The sequence below is a fragment of the Salinibacterium sp. SWN1162 genome (assembly GCF_015864675.1).
Classification (GTDB): Bacteria; Actinomycetota; Actinomycetes; order Actinomycetales; family Microbacteriaceae; genus Rhodoglobus.
The window spans coordinates 1842457-1861081 of the sequence record NZ_JADYWT010000001.1 but is presented as its reverse complement, the minus strand read 5'-3'; the positions used below and the strand labels follow the sequence as shown (position 1 = coordinate 1861081).

General features: G+C 59.8%; 19 protein-coding genes. 11 read left to right on the top strand and 8 right to left on the bottom strand.

Annotated elements, in window-relative coordinates; genetic code table 11:
• Positions 1-142 precede the first annotated feature (142 nt).
• From I6E58_RS08780 to I6E58_RS08755, 6 genes are all read left to right on the top strand, one after another.
• On the top strand, positions 143-3094 hold the full coding sequence (locus I6E58_RS08780) for a lamin tail domain-containing protein (protein ID WP_197132330.1): 2952 nt from the start codon (positions 143-145) through the stop codon (positions 3092-3094).
• 96 nt (positions 3095-3190) lie between these two features.
• Positions 3191-3394 (top strand): hypothetical protein, encoded by a 204-nt coding sequence (locus I6E58_RS08775; protein WP_129071352.1) that lies wholly within the window; start codon positions 3191-3193, stop codon positions 3392-3394.
• Positions 3395-3667: 273 nt separating this feature from the next.
• Entirely contained in the window at positions 3668-3856 is a 189-nt protein-coding gene (locus I6E58_RS08770) for a hypothetical protein (RefSeq protein WP_197132327.1), read from the top strand.
• Positions 3857-3909: 53 nt separating this feature from the next.
• Positions 3910-5301 carry an NAD-dependent succinate-semialdehyde dehydrogenase gene (locus I6E58_RS08765; protein WP_197132324.1) on the top strand — a complete coding sequence of 464 codons (1392 nt, stop codon included), beginning with the start codon at positions 3910-3912 and terminating at the stop codon, positions 5299-5301.
• Positions 5302-5419: 118 nt separating this feature from the next.
• The gene (locus I6E58_RS08760; protein WP_197132971.1) at positions 5420-6409 is read left to right on the top strand and encodes a zinc-dependent alcohol dehydrogenase family protein; all 990 of its coding nucleotides are present in this window, start codon (positions 5420-5422) and stop codon (positions 6407-6409) included.
• A 112-nt stretch (positions 6410-6521) separates the two neighbouring features.
• Entirely contained in the window at positions 6522-7304 is a 783-nt protein-coding gene (locus I6E58_RS08755) for an SDR family oxidoreductase (RefSeq protein ID WP_197132321.1), read from the top strand.
• A 63-nt stretch (positions 7305-7367) separates the two neighbouring features.
• Here the strand turns inward: I6E58_RS08755 and I6E58_RS08750 are convergent, their stop codons facing one another.
• The 3 genes from I6E58_RS08750 to I6E58_RS08740 form a co-directional block, all read right to left on the bottom strand.
• The gene (locus I6E58_RS08750; protein ID WP_168187175.1) at positions 7368-7505 is read right to left on the bottom strand and encodes a hypothetical protein; all 138 of its coding nucleotides are present in this window, start codon (positions 7503-7505) and stop codon (positions 7368-7370) included.
• A gap of 131 nt (positions 7506-7636) precedes the next feature.
• On the bottom strand, positions 7637-7966 hold the full coding sequence (locus I6E58_RS08745; protein ID WP_197132318.1) for a hypothetical protein: 330 nt from the start codon (positions 7964-7966) through the stop codon (positions 7637-7639).
• 304 nt (positions 7967-8270) lie between these two features.
• Positions 8271-8756, bottom strand: coding sequence for a heme-degrading domain-containing protein (locus tag I6E58_RS08740; protein ID WP_197132316.1), 486 nt, complete (start codon positions 8754-8756; stop codon positions 8271-8273).
• 73 nt (positions 8757-8829) lie between these two features.
• Here I6E58_RS08740 and I6E58_RS08735 point away from each other — a divergent pair, with 73 nt between their 5' ends.
• Positions 8830-9837 (top strand): D-glucuronyl C5-epimerase family protein, encoded by a 1008-nt coding sequence (locus I6E58_RS08735; RefSeq protein ID WP_197132314.1) that lies wholly within the window; start codon positions 8830-8832, stop codon positions 9835-9837.
• A 20-nt stretch (positions 9838-9857) separates the two neighbouring features.
• Here I6E58_RS08735 and I6E58_RS08730 read toward each other — a convergent pair whose 3' ends face one another.
• Together I6E58_RS08730 and I6E58_RS08725 are read right to left on the bottom strand one after the other, a co-directional pair.
• Complete coding sequence (locus tag I6E58_RS08730) at positions 9858-10304, bottom strand: NUDIX hydrolase (RefSeq protein WP_197132312.1); 447 nt, start codon at positions 10302-10304, stop codon at positions 9858-9860.
• Between the two features lie 10 nt (positions 10305-10314).
• Complete coding sequence (locus I6E58_RS08725) at positions 10315-11091, bottom strand: SDR family oxidoreductase (protein WP_197132310.1); 777 nt, start codon at positions 11089-11091, stop codon at positions 10315-10317.
• 101 nt (positions 11092-11192) lie between these two features.
• On the opposite strand from I6E58_RS08725, the gene I6E58_RS08720 reads away from it, so the two are divergent.
• The 4 genes from I6E58_RS08720 (at position 11193) to I6E58_RS08705 (ending at position 13895) form a co-directional block, all read left to right on the top strand.
• Complete coding sequence (locus tag I6E58_RS08720) at positions 11193-11717, top strand: NfeD family protein (protein WP_129071361.1); 525 nt, start codon at positions 11193-11195, stop codon at positions 11715-11717.
• On the top strand, positions 11714-12628 hold the full coding sequence (locus I6E58_RS08715) for an SPFH domain-containing protein (RefSeq protein WP_129071362.1): 915 nt from the start codon (positions 11714-11716) through the stop codon (positions 12626-12628). Before I6E58_RS08720 ends, I6E58_RS08715 begins: the two co-directional genes overlap by 4 nt.
• Positions 12603-13385, top strand: a complete 783-nt coding sequence (locus tag I6E58_RS08710) for a glycerophosphodiester phosphodiesterase family protein (RefSeq protein ID WP_197132308.1) — start codon at positions 12603-12605, stop codon at positions 13383-13385. The genes I6E58_RS08715 and I6E58_RS08710 overlap by 26 nt, the downstream gene beginning before the upstream one ends.
• 144 nt (positions 13386-13529) lie before the next feature.
• Positions 13530-13895 carry an RNA polymerase-binding protein RbpA gene (locus I6E58_RS08705; RefSeq protein WP_129071364.1) on the top strand — a complete coding sequence of 122 codons (366 nt, stop codon included), beginning with the start codon at positions 13530-13532 and terminating at the stop codon, positions 13893-13895.
• Here I6E58_RS08705 and I6E58_RS08700 read toward each other — a convergent pair.
• The 3 genes from I6E58_RS08700 to I6E58_RS08690 are packed head-to-tail and all read right to left on the bottom strand — an operon-like array spanning position 13892 to position 18620.
• A complete protein-coding gene (locus I6E58_RS08700; RefSeq protein WP_197132306.1) occupies positions 13892-14617 on the bottom strand; it encodes a polyprenol monophosphomannose synthase in 726 nt (241 codons plus the stop codon). The genes I6E58_RS08705 and I6E58_RS08700 overlap by 4 nt on opposite strands.
• Complete coding sequence (gene lnt / locus I6E58_RS08695; protein ID WP_197132304.1) at positions 14610-16175, bottom strand: apolipoprotein N-acyltransferase; 1566 nt, start codon at positions 16173-16175, stop codon at positions 14610-14612. The genes I6E58_RS08700 and lnt overlap by 8 nt, the downstream gene beginning before the upstream one ends.
• Positions 16176-16187: 12 nt before the next feature.
• On the bottom strand, positions 16188-18620 hold the full coding sequence (locus I6E58_RS08690) for an RNA helicase (protein ID WP_197132301.1): 2433 nt from the start codon (positions 18618-18620) through the stop codon (positions 16188-16190).
• Positions 18621-18625 lie beyond the last annotated feature (5 nt).

Genomic DNA, 18625 nt, shown 5'->3' with positions numbered 1-18625 from the left:
GCGCTTGCCTCGCCACCCGGACGGGCATCTATCGACGAAGCCTTGAAGGGCATCCCTCATGCGCAGACGGCCCTTTGCCGCCCTAATCACTTCCCTTGCTGTGGCAGTACCGCTAGTAGCTCTGCCGGCGGTAGGAGCCCAAGTGCCTGCTATCGCAGCGGCAGTGCCAAGCATCCTCATCAACGAAGTCGAGTCGAACGGCGATGAGTTCGACTGGGTCGAGCTCATTAACACGGGAACAGAAACAGTGGATGTCTCGGGGTGGGTCCTCAAGGATGACAAAGACGACCGCACACTGACGCTCCCTACCGACTCTTCGATTCTGGCCGGCGGGTATCTGGCGGTCGACGTGAATGACGACGCTAACCCAGATAACTTTGGGCTCGGCAAGGCAGATACCGCGCGGGTTTTTCTCGCTGACGGGGTCACTTTGGTCGATTCGTACGCCTGGGATGGACACGCCGCGGTCACCTATGGGCGTTGCGCCGACGGCACCGGCGAGTTCCGCGACACGGTGGCTTCGACCAAGGGCGTGGCAAACGCCTGTGAGATTACTGCGGATGCCGCGGTGCGAATCAATGAGGTTGAATCGAACGGCGACTCCAGCGACTGGATCGAACTCACGAACATTTCCGAATTCACCGTCGATGTCTCGGGCCTCGTGCTCAAGGACGACAACGACGGTCGCACCGACGAGCTTCCGAGCGGAACGACGATTGAGCCAGGCGCTTTCTTCGTGTTCGAGCCGTCATTCGGCTTAGGCGGTTCAGATGCCGCGCGCGTCTTCGACGTCGACGGAACCACACTGATCGATAGCCACAGCTGGTCTGCCCATGCGAGCACGAGCTACGGCCGCTGTCCCGACGGACTCGGCGAGTTCGCGACGACGAACAGCACCACTCGGGGGGCCGCCAACGATTGTGTTGCCCCTGAACTCCCGGGCGTTCGCATTAACGAAATCGAATCGAACGGCGACGCGACCGACTGGGTCGAACTCTTCAACAGCGGCAGCAGCGCGGTCGACATCTCGGGCTGGATCATTCAGGACAACGACGACAGTCACCTCGCACGCATCCCCGCCGCCACGGTTCTTGCTGCGGGAGACTTCTACGTCTTCGACCAGCCCACCTTGAGCTTCGGGCTCGGTACGGCAGACTCGGTGCGCGTCTTTGCGGCCGATGGCTTCACCGCGATCGACTCGCGTAGCTGGAGTGGCCATTCGCCTACGACGCTTGGAGTGTGCGGCGCGGATTTTGGTGACACGACCAGCGCGACAAAGGGCGCAGCCAACGACTGTAGCCCGCCGATCCGTATCAACGAGGTCGAGTCCAGTGGCGATTCCAGCGACTGGATCGAACTGAAAAACAACGGTTCTGATGAAGCGGATGTCTCGGGGTTCATCCTCAAGGACAACGACGACAGTCACGTCTTTACTCTTGCTGCCGGCACCACCATTGCCGCGGGCGATTATCTCGTGGTCGAGCCTGACTTTGGGCTCGGCGGGGGAGGTTCGGCACGACTTTTCAGCCCTGACGGTGTCACGCTCGTGGATAGCTACGTGTGGACCTCGCACGCCATCACGACCTACGCGCGCTGCCCCGACGGAACGGGCGACTTCGAGACGTCGAAGGCATCGACCAAGGGTGCTGCGAACAGTTGCGTTGGCGAACTCGAAACCGCGCCGTGGCCGGGCGGCTCGACCGTCACTGCGGTCAACGAGCTAGACGAGTTCAGCGACAATATGAGCGGGCTCGCTTTCGAAGCCGCGCCTTCTGGAGACGTGTTGTGGGCTGCCAAGAACGGGCCAGGCTCGCTCTACAAGCTCGTCTTTGACGGCGCTAACTGGGTGCCTGCGACGAGCGACTCGTGGAGCGATAGCAAGCGCCTGCACTACTCCGATGGATCCGGCGATGTGGATGCCGAAGGCGTCGCGTTGACGGCGGCGGGAGCATCCGAGGGGGTTTTCATCGCCAGCGAGCGCGACAACTCCAACAGTGGTGTTAGCCGCCCAACGATTCTTCGCTACGACGTCTCGGGTTCCGCCTCGGAGCTGACGGCTAGCCAGGAATGGAACCTCACGGCCGACCTGCCGGTTACTGCAGCAAACTCGGGGCTCGAGGGCATCGCGTGGATTCCCGACAGCTACCTCGTGGCTGAAGGATTCGTCGACGAAAGTACTAACGCTCTCTATAGCCCCGCGACGTACGCAGATCACGGTGACGGGCTCTTCTTCGTTGGTCTCGAAGCAAACGGCGCGATCTACGCCTACGCCCTGGACCAAACCTCTGGCTCGTATCAGCGCGTTGCGACGATCGAGAGTGGTTTCGTTGGCGTGATGGAGCTCGAGTTCGATGCCGCGATGGGTGCACTTTGGGCCGTCTGCGACGACACGTGTGAGGGACGCAGCGCACTGCTCGAGATCGTCCAAGATGGTGCCGCCAAGGGCTTGTTCGAAGTCGCCACTGTCTTTGAGCGTCCCTCTGGCCTGCTGAATCTCAACAACGAGGGCTTCGCTGTGGTGCCCCACTCGGAGTGTGTCTCCGGTTCTACGAACGTTTACTGGTCGGATGACTCGAACACGGGCGGCATCGCGCTGCGGTCAGGCACCATCGACTGCACCGTGACAACCGACCCAACCGACCCGACCGACCCAACCATTCCGACGACTCCCGTTGCAGTACCGGCCGCGAGCCTCGCAGAGGCGAACCGAGGTGCGATCACAGTACCGGCAAGCGCGAAACCCGGAGAAACGATCACGATCACTATGGGCGCGTCACCTGCTGGCACTGTCGTGAACACGTGGATCTACTCCACGCCGACTCTGCTGGGATCGCCTACAGTCAGCGCCGCCGGCACCGTCTCAGCCACCATTCCATTGGCGCTGTCACCCGGTGCTCACCGGTTGGTAGTGACCGCGACAGATGGCTCCTTAATCGGTTGGGCCGATATCACGATCACTGCGCTGGAACCTGGTTTGCTAGCGTTCACCGGTTCAGGGTCAGCGTTACCGATTCAGCTGCCGTTGATAATGCTCATCGCTGGATTCGCGATGGTCATGATTCGTCGCCGCGAGGCGGGCGTTTCGCCCCGGTAAAGAATCGCGCTTGTTTCTGGCTCCCTGGCGGCGTTCAATAGACGCAGACGCGCGAGGTCGCTCGCGGGCAATCGCTTTACTGAGGAAGGCCGCACCATGAATTCAGATTCCACCGACTCCGGATTCGAATATCCGAATGACGCAATCGATGCCGATGAGCTGGTGACCAACGATGCCGTCGCTGGCGAACCAGTAGTTCCTTTCGCGAAGGAGGGAGCGCCCGAAGGCTCGGAGCTCCGCGAAGTGTCCCCGGTGTATGACGAGCATGACCTCAATTCGGAGGATGGACCACGCGACTGAGAAGAGAAGTGGTAGCAAACTAAGCAACTACGGGGTGGGACAGCACCCTGCACGGCCAGGCTCGACGTGAGTCCGTATCCGGGAAACCGGTGCGGCACGCCGAGTCTTTTTTTGTGCCCTTTCGCGGCGCCGTAAAGGCGCGGAGAAACCTCAGCACGTTTTTTCTGGCAATTTACCGAAACTGGAAAAAGTCGGTGGCGGTGAGGAGTAGCGTTGTTTCTGTTGCTCCAGTCCTCGGCAGCGAATATCTTTCGCTATCGCCAGAGGAATGTTATGACCGCAACACTCGCCGCCCCAGTTTTAGCGCTTCGCGTAGGCCCTCGTATAGAGTCCGCGAAAGCTGATCCGCGGTCCCTTCTCGCCGCGCCGGCGGCCGCTCTCGTCCCGACCGAACTGGTCGGGATGTTCGGCGACGTGCGCGCCGTCTTCCGGTTTCCACCCGTGCTGGTTCCCGCGACCTGATTGGCCGCAGCGTTCCCGCCCCGCAATAAACAACACACGAAAGGATCCCCACAATGGCGTACCAAACCATTAACCCGTATACGAATGAAGTAGTCGCGACGTTCCCCGATGCAACGGTTCAGGAAGTCGACGAGGCCATCACTGCGGCGCATCAAGCGTTCCTGTCTTGGCGTGAAACTCCTTACTCAACTCGGATGGAGGTGCTCGCCAAAGCAGCGAAACTGCTGCGCGCGGATAAGCGTCGCTACGCGGAGCTGCTCACCTTGGAAATGGGTAAGGTGATCGCCGAGGCTGAGGCTGAGGTGGATCTGTCGGCCGACATCCTCGAGTACTACGCGGAACGTGGTGGCGCATTGCTCGAGACGGAGAAAGTTCCGGTCGCGTATGCCGCGGAAGGTGAAGTCGAGATTGTGAATGAGCCGCTTGGCGTTCTCCTTACCGTCGAGCCCTGGAACTTCCCGTACTACCAAGTTGTTCGTGTTGCGGCACCGCAGTTAGTGGCAGGCAACACGATCCTGCTCAAGCACGCGAGCAACGTTCCTCAGTCAGCGGCGATGTTCGACGACCTGTTTGCGCGCGCCGGACTTCCTGCCGGCGGATTCAAGAACCTTTTTCTTCCGCACAACCTCACTGAGCACGTGATCGCTGACCCTCGCGTTCGCGGCGTAGCGCTCACGGGGAGCGAAGAAGCGGGCTCGATTATTGCCGCTTACGCGGCGAAAGCGGTGAAGAAGAGCACCCTCGAGCTCGGTGGCTCCGATGCATTTGTTGTTCTTGAGGACGCTGATATGGATAAGACAGTCGAGTGGGCCGTGTTCGGTCGCCACTGGAACGCCGGTCAGGTCTGTGTTTCGGCAAAGCGAATGATCGTGGTCGATGCGGTCTTCGATGAGTTCCTTGAGAAGTATCGTGCCGGTGTTGCAGCGTTGAAGGCAGGCGACCCGATGGACCCGACAACGGCGCTTGCACCGTTGTCATCTCAGGCCGCTGCCGACAAGCTCGCAGGTCAGGTTAAGGATGCGATCGCTGGGGGAGCAAAGGCCGAAACCCTCGGTGACCCCGTGCCATCGACCGGAGCTTTCTACCAGCCGACGATTCTCACCGAGATCGACTCGAAGAATCCTTCGTACTACCAAGAGTTCTTCGGCCCGGTTTCGATTGTCATCCGCGTCAAGGACGAAGCCGAAGCGATCGCGGTCGCCAACGACTCGCCGTTCGGCCTCGGTGGTTCTGTGTTCACGCGAGACACCGTTAACGGTGAAAAAGTGGCGAGAAAGATCGACACGGGCATGGTCTACGTCAACCACCCGACGATGGTGAAGGCCGACATTCCCTTCGGTGGCGTCAAGCACTCTGGCTACGGTCACGAACTGACCAACCTTGGTATCCAGGAATTCGTGAACAAGAAGGTTATCGACGTCGTGGATATCAACGCGGCGTTCTAACCCTTACCTCGGATGGCCAGCCCCCGGTCCCGTGGGCTGGCCATCCGGTCAAGCGAGTGGGAACACGTGTGCACGTGTCCCGCTCTGAGTTGCGAAGTGGGAACATCCAGTGGAACAGATGAAGGCGTGGAGCACAGGAGAGTCGCCAGGAACCATCAGTCTCGGTTCGAAGCCGAAACCTCTCCCTCATCCCGATGAAGTCGTCGTGCGAGTGATCGTGTGCGGGCTCTGCCGCACTGATCTTCATGTGGTCGACCAAGAACTTCAACCCCACGCGTCTCACATAACGCCGGGTCACCAGATAGTGGGTACGGTGGTTGCCCTTGGCAACCAAGTGAAACAACTGAATGTCGGCGACACCGTCGGAGTCGCCTGGCTTCGACGCACGTGCGGTGTCTGCGAGTGGTGCCGAAGTGGGCGTGAGAACCTCTGCCCCAACTCCGAATACACCGGGTGGGATGCTGATGGTGGTTTCGCCGAATACGCCACTGTTCCCGAAGCGTTCGCCTACCTCTTGCCTGCCAACGTCAATGCGATTGAGGTCGCACCGTTGCTCTGTGCCGGCATCATTGGCTACCGGGCGCTCTCCCGAGCGGCATTGCCCGATGGCGGAAAGCTCGGAATTTATGGCTATGGTTCGAGCGGCCATATCACCGCTCAGATTGCTCAGGCCGCCGGTGCGACGATCTACGCGATGACCCGTGGTGTGGCAAACCAGGACTTGGCGCGAAGTATCGGTTCGGCATTTGTCGGCGACGAAACCGAAGAACCGCCAGACGAACTGGATGCCGCAATTGTGTTTGCACCGGTGGGGGAGTTCGTGCCGGTAGCGCTAGCCGCGACGAAACGTGGCGGAACTGTGGTGCTAGCGGGCATCCATATGACTGACATTCCTGCCATGAATTATCAGGCTGCCCTCTTTAACGAGCGAGATTTGCGCACGGTGACCGCCAATACCCGTGCCGATGGCGCAGCTTTCCTCACTCTTGCCCACAACTTAGCGATCCGCCCGACGGTCACTACGTATCCGTTCGAGAACGTCGACACAGCGATTTCAGATCTCCGCAGGGGCCACGCATCGGGCTCCATCGTCATTACGATGCCGTAGGTCCATACCCTGATTTGCTCACGGCATCATTGTCATCCGTTGAGCCGGCGCTCAGCTTCGAACCGTATAGTCAAACTTGTATAAAGATTAGTCTCCACTCGAAAGGTTACTCATGAATCGCTTCTCAGATCGCGTCGTTCTCATCACTGGTGGGGGATCCGGCCTCGGCCGTGCCGCTGCCGTTCGTCTTGCTTCGGAAGGCGCGAAACTGTCGCTCGTCGACATCTCGGAGGCTGGCCTGGCTGACTCAGTGAAAGCAGTGGCTGAAGCTGCTCCTGACGCCGAGGTGCTGACAGTCGTTGCTGACGTTTCCCAGGAAGCGGATGTCGACCGCTACGTAGCAGAGACGATCGCTCGCTTTGAGCGCATCGATGGCTTCTTCAACAACGCTGGCATCGAAGGAAAGCAGAACCTCACCGAGAACTTCTCCGCAGAGGAGTTCGACAAGGTCGTCGCCATCAACCTGCGTGGCGTGTTCTTGGGTCTCGAGAAGGTTCTCAAGGTCATGCGTGAACAGGGATCCGGCATGGTCGTGAACACGGCCAGCGTCGGTGGCATCCGTGGAATCGGAAACCAGTCCGGTTACGCCGCGGCCAAGCACGGCGTTGTGGGGCTCACCCGCAACTCGGGTATTGAATACGCTGAGCACGGCGTCCGGATCAACGCCATTGCTCCAGGTGCCATCTGGACGCCCATGGTCGAAAACTCGATGAAGCAGCTGGATGCTGAGAACCCGCGTGGAGCCGCCGAGCAGTTCATCCAGGGCAACCCAACGAAGCGCTTCGGTGAAGCTCCCGAGATCGCTGCAGTCGTGGCGTTCCTGCTGAGCGATGACGCGAGTTACGTCAACGCGACCGTTCTGCCCATCGATGGCGGTCAGTCATATAAGTACTAAAAGGGCAGGGGAGTGGGCGGTTCGGTGAGCCGCCTGCTCCCTTTTCGGCAGCAAGCATGAGAACTATTCAGTACTAGCTATGTCGTCCGATTCACGTTCTTCGGCGGCCAGCAAAATGCCGTCGCGAACGGCGCTGCGGATGACACCGTGGAGCACGTACAGGAACACGCCGATAAGAACGACGGCGATAACGAAATCCATTCTGGGTTCTTTTCGTTGGCTTCTCCGCCAGCTGTTCACGCTGGCGGTGCGAGGAGCCAGTTTTTCGCTAAGCTGACATAATGTGCATTATCGGATACTGATGTAGTCCGGCCCGAGCGGGGCCAATCGCATCATTCTGGCGGCAGTTCAGTGACGGTAACCGCCCACGGCTGATTCTCCGTCAACGAGACGGAAACCGAATAGCTCGTCGACGCGTCGACGACTAAGTCATCTTTGTGGGCGGCATCCTCAGCGTTCGTTCTGCACACGCGCGATGTTTCGATGTCGTCGTCGAGGGCAATCGTGATTTTTCCGAATCCGATGCAGTCGGAATAAATGGCGATGCGCCCCGTCGTTGGGGTGAAGGCCGAGGTGTCGATGAATTCGTTCTCGTTCGAGCTCTGGGCCAATACGCGCTCATCGTCCACATCGAACTCGATCAGCATGAGATTTTCTGACATAACGTGAGGTGTATCGCCGTCGCCCGTGTTCGCTCCCGCCTCCGCGTCTGTGCTCGACTTCGAGCTCGTGCCGGATGGTTCAGGGCTGTCAGTAGTGCTGAGATCGTCGGTTGAGGTGCAGCCAGCGAGGGTAACGAAAGCCAGCAGCGCCAGCGCAGCGACGGCTCCCCTGCGCGCAGAGCTCGTGCCGCTCCCCTGGCTCGAGATGGTGCACCTCGGGCCGCGGGGAAAGGTTCGAGGTTCGCTCACAAATACAAGCCTACTCAGAAATAAAGACAATATCTCGCATTGAGGGGCGAGCGGCCTAAGAGGTCAGTTTCCGGCTATCCAAAAAGCGAGCGAGTGCTTCCGCTGCCGCCTGGTGATCGAGTACGTCCGGCTCCCCCGACATCGTGAGCGTGCCGACGACCGTGCCGTCCACGCGCAACGGAATCGAACCTCCGTGTGCCTTGAATGTCTCATGGTCGACGTCGCTGCGGTCTTCGAACGCGGCACCAGCGGCCAGATGGCGGAGTTTCACCAGCAGTGACGGCTCCTCAAACCTCACCGCAACCGCAGCCTTGCCAGTGAGCCAAGGGTCATTGTCCGGGTTAGTGTCCTTGAGCTTTGCCCTGAAAACGACATCGCCGTCGAGCACGATCTCCACGGCGAGATTGAGTTCCTGCTCTTTGATGACCTGAACGGCGAATAGCCCTAACGCCACGGCATCGTCGTTCGAGAGACGAATGCAATCGACGAGGTTCAGGTACTCAAGATCGGCCACGGTGTAGTGAGGCAGGGAGCGTGTCATTTCTCAAGTCTAGGAGTCGAAAACAGTGCACAGTCCACCGGTGGGATAGTGAGGAAACCTGTATTCTTAGCGAATGACCCGAAAGCGTCGAGCACCTCGTGCTCTTCTTGGTACATCGTTCGCCCTCGCCCTCGCCCTCGCTCTCCTCGTTCTCGCCGGCTGTTCAGCCGTGCCCACACCGACAGACACCGCGGCACTAACCCCGCCCTCAGTCGAAGAATGGTCGTGGGCCACCACTGGCTGGTCGCTCAATACTGAAGCCGATGCACCGTACATGGATCGGCCCCCGGCAAATCTCACGTCTCGTGATCTCGATGACACCGGGCTCGCTATCTATTACGAACGCAACTCCGACAAGGTGCGGGCGGATCATCCTGTGGTCTACGCGCAGTATGGAATATCTGCGTTAATCGAATACGAGCGTACGGGGCAAAAACAGTGGCTCGAGCGGGCGGCCCGGCAGGCGGAGCAGCTCGTTACGATGCATACCGAGCGTGGTGACGGCTGGTGGTATCCGTACTCATTCGACTGGACTTACGACGACCGAACTCTCACCGCTCCGTGGTGGTCCGGCATGGCGCAAGGCCAGGCGTTGAGCTTGTTCTCGCGACTCGCACAGGTGACGGGCGACGAGCAATGGGCAACCGCTGCCGATCACACCTGGGCTAGCTTTCGGCAGGAGCCATCGGCATCCGAACCGTGGTCAACCTTCATCGATGATGAGCATCTTTGGTTCGAAGAATACGCGGGAGACCAACCCCCGCTCATGGTGCTTAACGGGCAGATTTTCGCAATTTTTGGTCTCTACGACTACTGGCGCTTAACCCAAGATCCCGAAGTTGCCCGATACGTAGACGGTGGAGCGACTACGGTGCTGAGCATCATGCCGGAGATCCGTAACGCCGGAGATATTTCCTACTACTGCGTGCAAGTCGACTTTTGTGCGCGCGCGCGTTGGCAGGATCAGAAGTACCACGTGATCCATTCATGGCAGCTGAACACGCTGGCGAAGCTCACGGGTGACCCGCAGTTCAGCGAGTGGGCAGATCAGCTCGAATCTGACTGGCAGCCCGCGGCGTAGCCACTCAACTGGCGACAGCCTCAGGCTCCCAGCCGCATACTTATCAGTTGCTCGAGCTCGGCAGGCTCGTAGCGATCGGATGTCGATCTCAATTCGTCGCGAGTCCACCAGCGATACTCGAGCACGTCGACACGCTCGTCGTCCGTCCACAACTCCTGTGACGGCACGAAGGCATCGACTTCAGCCTCGTAAAACACGGCGTGACCGGTGTCATGGTTCGCCCTGTCCCACTCGGTGACGAAATCGTGCGTCCACACGGGCTCGCCAAGATCGCCGATCTCGAGACCTGTCTCTTCCCGAAGTTCCCGCACGGCGGCGTCGTGATGCGACTCCCCCGCGTCTACTCCTCCGCCCGGTGTTAGCCAGCGCGCAATACCGCTCGTGTCGGGTGCCTTCGTCAGAAACAGCAGGAATCGCTGCTCGCGGTCGAACAGCAGCACGCGGCTGGTGGCCCGGTTCACCGGCATCCGAAGACCGCTACTTGTTGAGAAAGTCGGAGACGTTGCCGACGTAGCGGGTGTTGTTCTCTGGAACGGGGTCAACGGCGGCAGAAGCGACCTCTGCCGCGAATTCGCTCACGTTGTACAGGCGGCCGGCGGCCTCCTTGCGTGCCTCGATCGCGCCGGGGTTCGCACGCTGTAGCAGGGTTGCCGTGATGGTGCCTTCGATCATGTCGCCTGAGACGACAACGAAGCCGATGCCCTGTGCTTCGAGTTCGGGGATCAATTCGCGCAGTGCATCTTCGCCTGCACGCTTGCTCAGTGCGACCGGAACATACTCGGGCATGGTTTCCACAGTGCGGATGAAGTGGGCCTGATGGCTGGTCACAAATACGACGCGCGAACCCTCGTGCAGCAGCGGCATCATGGTCTTCAAGAAGTTGACCTGGGCGTCACGGTTGAGCTGCATGGCGTAGTCCTCAGCCATACCGCCCTCCATGCCGCCGGATGCGTTGAGCACCAGAATCTCGAGGCCCCCGAACTCTTCCTTGACGGTCGCGAAAAGGGCAGAGACAGTCTCGGGGTCGGTGAGGTCAGCACCGATAGCAATAGCGGAACCGTCGGTTTCGTTGAGCTGGGCTACTAGCTTGAGGGCTCGAGCCTCTTTGTTGCGGTAGTTCACGGCAACGCGAGCACCCGCCTGCGCAAAGTAGGCGGCAGTGTCGGCGCCGATCCCCCGCGAAGATCCAGTGATGAGCGCGCGAGCGCCATCGAGCGAGTGAGCGGCCAGAGGATTCGAATTATCGCTATTCACGCTTCGACTTTAGCGGTCGAAGGAGCGCTCTGCAGTGATCTAAGTGCTAGCGTCGTGAATGAAGATTTGTCGAACAGCGCAACGATGAAGGGCGCCAGCTAATGCTCGTAGACCTCACCCAATATTTGTGGATTCTGTGGCTGGCGCTTGTTGTGCTCTTCATCGTCATCGAAGTGCTGACTCTCGAGTTCACTTTCCTCATGATCGCGGCCGGCTCGCTCATCGGCGGTCTCGGCTCCAATCTCTTGGGGTGGCCGTGGTACGTGCAGATCGCGTTGGCGGCTGCCATTGCGGGCCTCCTGATCTTCACGATCAGGCCTGTGTTGCTGATGAACCTCGAAAAGGGCGCCGATCCGGCGAAGAGCAATGTCGAGGCGCTGTACGAACTCGGTGGCTTTGTCACCGCGTCTTTCACGAAGGGCATCGGCGAAGTCAAGCTCGACAACGGCGAGACTTGGACCGCGCGCATCGGTGACGGTGCTGCTCCCTCCACAATGCCCGTAGGAAAGCGAATTTCTGTGCTGGCAATCGAAGGTGCCATTGCGGTCGTCGTTCTTGAGAAAACCCACCCCAGCACCACCAAGCCTCGAGCGACTACGCAGCCGCCGAGAAAGGAAGAAAAGTGACTGATCCCGCTAGCTTCGTAGGCCAGATATTCGTGGTGATTCTGCTCGTTATTCTTGCCATTTTCGTTATCGTTACGCTGTTCCGCGCGATTCGCATTGTGCCGCAGGCGCGCGCCGGCGTAGTTGAGCGCCTGGGAAAGTACCGCAAAACGCTGTTGCCGGGGCTCAATATCCTCGTACCTTTTATCGATCGGATGTTGCCTCTCATCGATTTGCGTGAGCAGGTCGTCTCGTTCCCTCCGCAGCCGGTCATCACCGAAGACAACCTCGTTGTCTCGATCGACACCGTGGTGTTCTTCCAAGTGACGGATGCGCGCGCTGCGACGTACGAGATCGGTAACTACCTTGGAGCCGTCGAACAGCTGACGACCACGACGTTGCGAAACGTAGTGGGTGGCCTCAATCTCGAGCAGGCGCTCACGAGTCGCGACAACATCAACTCGCAGCTGCGAGTCGTTCTCGACGAAGCCACCGGCAAGTGGGGCATTCGTGTTGGACGTGTTGAGCTCAAGGCCATCGACCCGCCCCTCTCGATTCAAGACTCGATGGAAAAGCAAATGCGAGCCGAGCGTGACCGCCGTGCGCAGATTTTGACCGCTGAAGGAACCAAGCAGGCCGCCATTCTCGAAGCAGAGGGCTCACGTCAGGCCGCCATTCTCGAGGCTGAGGGTGAAGCCAAAGCTGCGGTGCTCCGCGCCGACGGTGAAGCTGCCGCAATCAAAACTGTCTTCGCGGCGATTCACGAAGGCGATCCCGACCCGAAGCTGTTGGCGTACGAGTACCTCCAGACGCTGCCTAAGATTGCAGAAGGTGACTCCAACAAGATGTGGATCATCCCGTCAGAACTGACGGAAGCGCTCAAGGGCATTGGTGAAGGATTCTTTAGTGGCAAGGGACCAGTCGCGCGCTAGCGCCAACTCGTCGTATCTCTCCCCCGCAGGCCCCCGCGTTTTTGCACATCGGGGGCTTGCGCTCGACGCACCCGAAAATACGATGCTTGCCTTCGCGAAAGCGGTCGCTGCAGGGGTGCAGTTCGTCGAGACGGATGTTCACGTCAGTTTCGACGGAGTAGCCGTTGTGGCGCACGACCCGAGTCTCAGTCGCGTCGCCGGCCGGGCTATCAAAGTCGAACAACTCACGATGGCGGAGCTGCGGCGCATCGACCTGGGTGATGGCCAAGGTTTCTGCGCCCTCGCCGACGCGCTCGACGCATTCCCAGAAACGCGCTTCAACGTCGACGTCAAGACTAAGGGCGCTGTCCTGCCCGTCTCGCGTGCGATTCGTGACCTCAAGGCGGTAGATCGCGTTCTCGTCACCTCGTTCGACGAAGCCCGCCGTGCCGCGACGGTCGAGCAATTACCGGGAATCGCGAGCTCAGCATCAGCCCGACGCTTCCTGATGGCACTCGTCAGCGCGAAGGCGGGCATCTCGCCTGCCATGAGGCGTGCACTTTCTGGGCTCGTTGCCATCCAAGTGCCAGAGAAAGCGCTAGGGTTGCGGGTGACCACTCAGCGGATGATTTCACGCGTGCACGATCTCGGACTCGAGATGCATGTCTGGACTATCAATGAACCGCAGCGAATGCGTCACCTGCTCGACCTCGGCGTCGATGGAATCGTCACCGATCGAGCAGACCTCGCCCTCGAAGTTGTGAAATCGCGCGCCTAGCAAGACCGCGCACATTCCGCTTCATGGCAGCGGGAATTGTTAGTAAATGCTGACAACTCGCTGTGAAGACTGCACGCTTGGAAGCATACGTTCAGCAAGAGGGTTTATTACTTGTAGAAACCGCGAATTGAAGGAGGCCACACGATGGCAGATCGCAGCTTGCGCGGCATGAGACTTGGTACCCAGAGCCTACAGAGCGAAGAGGGTGTCGAGTTTTCCCCGCGGAAAAAGAGCGTGTACAAGGCGGTCGACGGCAACACTTTTGAAGTGATGTTCTCGTCTGACGCTGAAGTTCCCCAGCAGTGGCTTGACGCCAAGACGGGTCAAGAGGGAACACTCCTCGATGACAACGGCGAGCTGGTAGAACTCGACGAGGTCGACGTGAAGGTTCCCCGTAGCCACTGGGACATGCTTCTCGAGCGACGCACGCGCCCAGAACTCGAAGAGCTTCTTCAAGAACGCCTCGACTTCTTGCGCGCCCGTCGCGGTCAGCAGAAGATCGGCGCCTAACGACGTACTGAACTCAGGGTCGCCGCTATTCCCCAGCCGGTGACCCTGAGTAGTGCTTCTGCAACAATCCCTGCATGCATTTTTGACCGGCCCGTTGAGCGCTCAACGAAGGTGATCGGATGCTCCGCCACTCGGTAGCCCGCACGTTCGAAGTTCCAGGCCAGCTCTACTTGAAAGCAGTATCCCTGCGACGAAACACCGTCGAGGCCAAGCTCTCTCAACGCGCTCGCACGAAACACTCGAAAGCCGGCGGTGAGATCTCGGATGTCGGAGTGAAGGACGCGCCGCGCGTAGCTGTTTCCTGCCTGCGAAATGCTGTGTCGATACCAGGGCCAGTTCTTGACTGATCCGCCAAGCACCCAGCGGGACCCTATGACGAGGTCATTGCCCGCTTTAGCTAGTGCAATCATCGCGGGTAGCTCCACCGGGTCATGAGAGCCGTCGGCGTCTATCTCGACGATGTAATCGTACCCGCGTTCGAGGGCGAGCGCGAAACCGGCGAGGTAGGCCGTCCCCAGTCCGTCTTTAGCGGGGCGGTGAAGCACCGAAACGCCCGGATCGGCAGCCGCAAGCTCCTCAGCCCGCTGGCCCGTGCCGTCGGGGCTGGAGTCGTCCACCACGAGAACGTGCGCCCGCGGCACAGCCTGACGTAGACGGCCGACGATCGAGGAAATGTTCTCGATCTCGTTATAGGTGGGAACCACCACAATGACGTTAGGCATTCTCTCTCCGACCGGCCAACCTTGCAACGATAAGGGCGCCGAGTGCGAGCCCAGACACGAGCCATTCAATTTCTCGACCCCACACAACCGCGGGAGTGATGCTCGTGGAGAGCGGTACATCCTCGACCATCGTGGCCGCGGTGTACCACGGCACCTCAGCGATCGTCGTTCCATCCGGTCCGATGATCGCGCTGAGTCCCACCGTGGAAATGTTGACAACGCTGCGGCCCAGCTCGAGTGCGCGGATACGGGCCATAGCCAATTGCTGAGCGCTCTCGTCCGTCATACCGAAGTCAGCGTTGTTCGATGACGCGATGATCACTTGGGCGCCCTGCTCTACCGACTCAGTCAGAATCTGATCATCAACAATATCGAAGCAAATGTTTACGCCGACCGTGACTCCGTTGACGTCAAACACCATGTCGGTCGTGCCGATGGAGTAATCACGGCCGATCAGGCCGATGAGATCAGGCGCGAACTGCGCCCAGAAGTCACGGTTCGGCACATATTCACCGAACGGAATGGGGTGGCGTTTGTCGTAGATATCAACCACGCCCTCCCCCGGCATCCACAACAGCTGACTGTTGAAGATCTCGCCGTCACGTTCGGTGATGTCACCAGAAATCAGCGGTGCGTCGGCTTGTTCGACGACGTAGTCGAATGCTGCCGCCGCGTAGGAGTTGCTGAGTGGTGACACATCGGTGCCGCCCTCCGGCCAGACGACGAGGTCAAGATCTTGGCCGTAGATGGACTCGGTCGCGGTGAGTTGAGCGGTGAGAAGATCGCCGCGCTCTCGCTCGTCGAAGTAGGCGGCCTTGCCGTTGCCCTGTACGGCGCCGACGCGAAGCGTTCCGTCGAGCGTTGACTGCCAGGTAGGAACGTTGAGCATGAGGGCGAAGACAGCGACCGGCACGAATACCGTGCGGAGCGCCCGCGAGACGTGTTGAGCGCGGGCATCCAGAGGCAACTCGCGGTAGTGACGCCACGAGTATTCGACCGCCGCAAGGGCTAGCGCAACGACGAGCACAATCGTGAAGCTCACACCGGAAACGCCGATCCAGGGAAAGAGCGGTGCGAGGGGGCTCTCGGCTTGTGAGAGCGCTACACGGCCCCAAGAGAAGCCTCCGTAGGGCCACACGCTCATCCACGCTTCACGGGCTGTCCAGAGACCCGCCACGACGAAAGCTAATCCGAGCGTCGCTACCCAGCCGACACCGAAGGCTCGAGGAATCCACCGGTACGCAAGCGCGATGGCCAGGCCGCCGAGCGCCACAAAGAGAGATTCTAAGAACGAGAGCGCCAGCATCGGTACAGGGCCCAAGAAGAGCGATGCCCAAGAGATGTGTGTGAGATAAAACGCAAACCCGCCGAGGAAACCGACGAGAAACGCGGCCCACGAGCGTCGACCGCGAAGTGCGACAAGCATGAGAGCGATGCCCACAAAGGTCATCGGCCAGACGCTCTTATCGGGGAACCCGGCATCCATGATTGGGCCGGAGGCCAGTGCTGTCACGATCGCCGCCCATAAGGGCAGCACAGCAACAGGTTTATCGGGCATCACGAGTCGAGCCTAAGCGACAGAACTGTAGGCAACGATTCCACGCCGGATGTCATCCAGTGCCTTGCGGGCGGTGCGTCCGACATCGCCGTCGGCCACGACCGATAACTGGTCGAGCAGGTCAATGACCTGCTTAGTGACGCGCACAAAGTCGCCTGCGGCCATTTCGGCGAGGTCGAGAACCGAGTCGAGACTTGCGCCATTCGCCCAGCGATACATTGACAGAGCAAGGCCCTTTGCGAGCGGTTGGCTACCGGGAAGACGGTTATCTCGCTCGAGATCGTCGAGTTGAGCCCACAGCGTGGATGTCTTGTCGAAAGCCTCGCGGAATTCACCGCGCGGAAGATAGCGGTCGCCAAGATCACCCTCGTCTCGACGCGGTTCGTAGACCAGAGTGGTTGCCATCGCCGCAAGGGAGGCAGCATCCAGACTGTTCCAGAAGCCTTGCCGTAGAGATTCCGCGACGAGTAGGTCGCGTTCGCCGTAAATGCGACGCAAAACGCGACCGTGTTCGTTGAGCGTCATTTCGCCGTTCTTGCCCGGCTCGATGTACTTGAGCTGAGTGAGAACATCGGTGACGCGGTCAAAAATCTTGGCAACGGCGCCCGTGCGGTTCTGAATCTGACGGCTGAGCTGATCGGTTTCGCGCTTGAGGCGCCACCAGCGTTCTGCCCAGCGAGCGTGAGATTCACGTTCGGGGCAAGCATGACAATCGTGCTTACGCATCTGGTTGCGCAGTTCGCCAAGCTTGCGCTGGCGACGCTCACGCTCACCACGGTGACCGGCGTCACCTCGGGGCTGAGCCTTTTTCTCAAGATCGTTGAGTTCGCGGCGGATGCGAGAATACTCCGCGAAGTCGCCGACGTGGCATTCCATCGACTTGGCATAGCCATCGAGAGAATTTTTCTGCGAACGAACCTTGCGAGCGAGATCGACCACGGCGCGATCTGCTTGAAACTGCGCGAAACTCGACTCGAGAATCTCGCGAGTATGTTCGCGGCCAAAGAGCTCGATGAGGTTGACCGCCATGTTGTAGGTCGGCTTAAAACTGGAATTCAGCGGATAAGTGCGGCGCGACGCGAGCGAAGCCACGGCCTGCGGGTCGAGACCATCAACCCACTGGATGACCGAGTGGCCCTCGATATCGATGCCGCGGCGACCAGCGCGACCCGTGAGCTGCGTGTACTCCCCCGGAGTGATGGGTACGCGAGCTTCACCGTTGAACTTCTCGAGCTTCTCGAGCACAACCGTGCGGGCCGGCATGTTGATGCCAAGAGCGAGCGTTTCTGTCGCGAAAACGGCCTTGACGAGCTTCTTCTGAAAGAGCTCTTCGACAACCTCTTTGAACGCGGGTAACAGACCGGCGTGGTGAGCGGCAACGCCGCGCTCGAGACCACTGAGCCAATCCCAGTACCCCAGAACGGCGAGGTCCTCGTCGAGGAGGGTGCGACAGCGCGCTTCGACGATTTCGCGAATTTCATCGCGCTCCTCGGATGTCGTGAGGCGCACACCGGCACGCAAGACTTGATTCACTGCCTGGTCGCAGCCCATGCGACTGAAAATGAAGAAGATGGCGGGAACGAGGTTTTTGGATGACAGCATCGCCACGACATCCGCACGGTCCATACGTGATCGAGGTTGGCCACCACGGTACGAGTTCTGACGACTGCTCTTTCGACGGTTGCCGACCGACTGGCTGCGCCCGCCGAAGCGTGCCATTTGTGCGAGTTCGGGGTTCACCCGGTTCGTTGCTGCGAGGCCGGATGAATCGAAGAGATCGATAAGCTTCCCGCCGACCAGCACGTGCTGCTCCAGCGGCACGGGGCGGTCCTCTGACACGATTACTTCAGTGTCGCCTCGCACCGCCTGCAGCCAGTCGCCAAACTCTTCAGCGTTTGAGACCGTTGCGCTGAGCGAAACCATCCGTACGTCTTCAGGAAGATGGATGATCACCTCTTCCCAGACGGCGCCACGAAAGCGGTCCCCGAGGAAGTGGACCTCGTCCATCACGACAGTGCTGAGGTTCGTCAACAGATCTGACTTCGCGTACAGCATGTTGCGAAGCACCTCTGTGGTCATCACTACGATGCGGGCACCCGCATTGACGTTGGTGTCGCCAGTGAGGAGGCCGACAGCTTCGGGGCCATATTCGCCGACGAGTTCTTGAAACTTCTGGTTGCTGAGCGCCTTCATCGGGGCCGTGTAGAAAACCTTGGGGCCATCCAGCTGCATGGCCCGATAAATAGCAAACTCGGCAATGATCGTCTTGCCGGCACCGGTGGGGGCCGCGACCAGAACACTCTTGTCGGACTCGACGACTTCGCAGGCCGAGATCTGAAAAGCATCGAGGTCAAAGCGCTGGCTCGCGCGGAACGCTTCGAGTACGGGGTAGCCCCGACGCTTCTTCGCCGCGGCGTACCGTTCGGCGGGAGACAGTTCACTCATTGACT

Bases quoted from the DNA above. Each gene is read 5' to 3' on its own strand.
- I6E58_RS08775 (WP_129071352.1), top strand. From the start codon at position 3,191: ATGAATTCAGATTCCACCGACTCCGGATTCGAATATCCGAATGACGCA.
- I6E58_RS08770 (WP_197132327.1), top strand. From the start codon at position 3,668: ATGACCGCAACACTCGCCGCCCCAGTTTTAGCGCTTCGCGTAGGCCCT.
- I6E58_RS08765 (WP_197132324.1), top strand. From the start codon at position 3,910: ATGGCGTACCAAACCATTAACCCGTATACGAATGAAGTAGTCGCGACG.
- I6E58_RS08760 (WP_197132971.1), top strand. From the start codon at position 5,420: ATGAAGGCGTGGAGCACAGGAGAGTCGCCAGGAACCATCAGTCTCGGT.
- I6E58_RS08755 (WP_197132321.1), top strand. From the start codon at position 6,522: ATGAATCGCTTCTCAGATCGCGTCGTTCTCATCACTGGTGGGGGATCC.
- I6E58_RS08750 (WP_168187175.1), bottom strand. From the start codon at position 7,505: ATGGATTTCGTTATCGCCGTCGTTCTTATCGGCGTGTTCCTGTACGTG.
- I6E58_RS08745 (WP_197132318.1), bottom strand. From the start codon at position 7,966: ATGTCAGAAAATCTCATGCTGATCGAGTTCGATGTGGACGATGAGCGC.
- I6E58_RS08740 (WP_197132316.1), bottom strand. From the start codon at position 8,756: ATGACACGCTCCCTGCCTCACTACACCGTGGCCGATCTTGAGTACCTG.
- I6E58_RS08735 (WP_197132314.1), top strand. From the start codon at position 8,830: ATGACCCGAAAGCGTCGAGCACCTCGTGCTCTTCTTGGTACATCGTTC.
- I6E58_RS08730 (WP_197132312.1), bottom strand. From the start codon at position 10,304: ATGCCGGTGAACCGGGCCACCAGCCGCGTGCTGCTGTTCGACCGCGAG.
- I6E58_RS08720 (WP_129071361.1), top strand. From the start codon at position 11,193: ATGCTCGTAGACCTCACCCAATATTTGTGGATTCTGTGGCTGGCGCTT.
- I6E58_RS08705 (WP_129071364.1), top strand. From the start codon at position 13,530: ATGGCAGATCGCAGCTTGCGCGGCATGAGACTTGGTACCCAGAGCCTA.
- I6E58_RS08700 (WP_197132306.1), bottom strand. From the start codon at position 14,617: ATGCCTAACGTCATTGTGGTGGTTCCCACCTATAACGAGATCGAGAAC.
- lnt (WP_197132304.1), bottom strand. From the start codon at position 16,175: ATGCCCGATAAACCTGTTGCTGTGCTGCCCTTATGGGCGGCGATCGTG.
- I6E58_RS08690 (WP_197132301.1), bottom strand. From the start codon at position 18,620: ATGAGTGAACTGTCTCCCGCCGAACGGTACGCCGCGGCGAAGAAGCGT.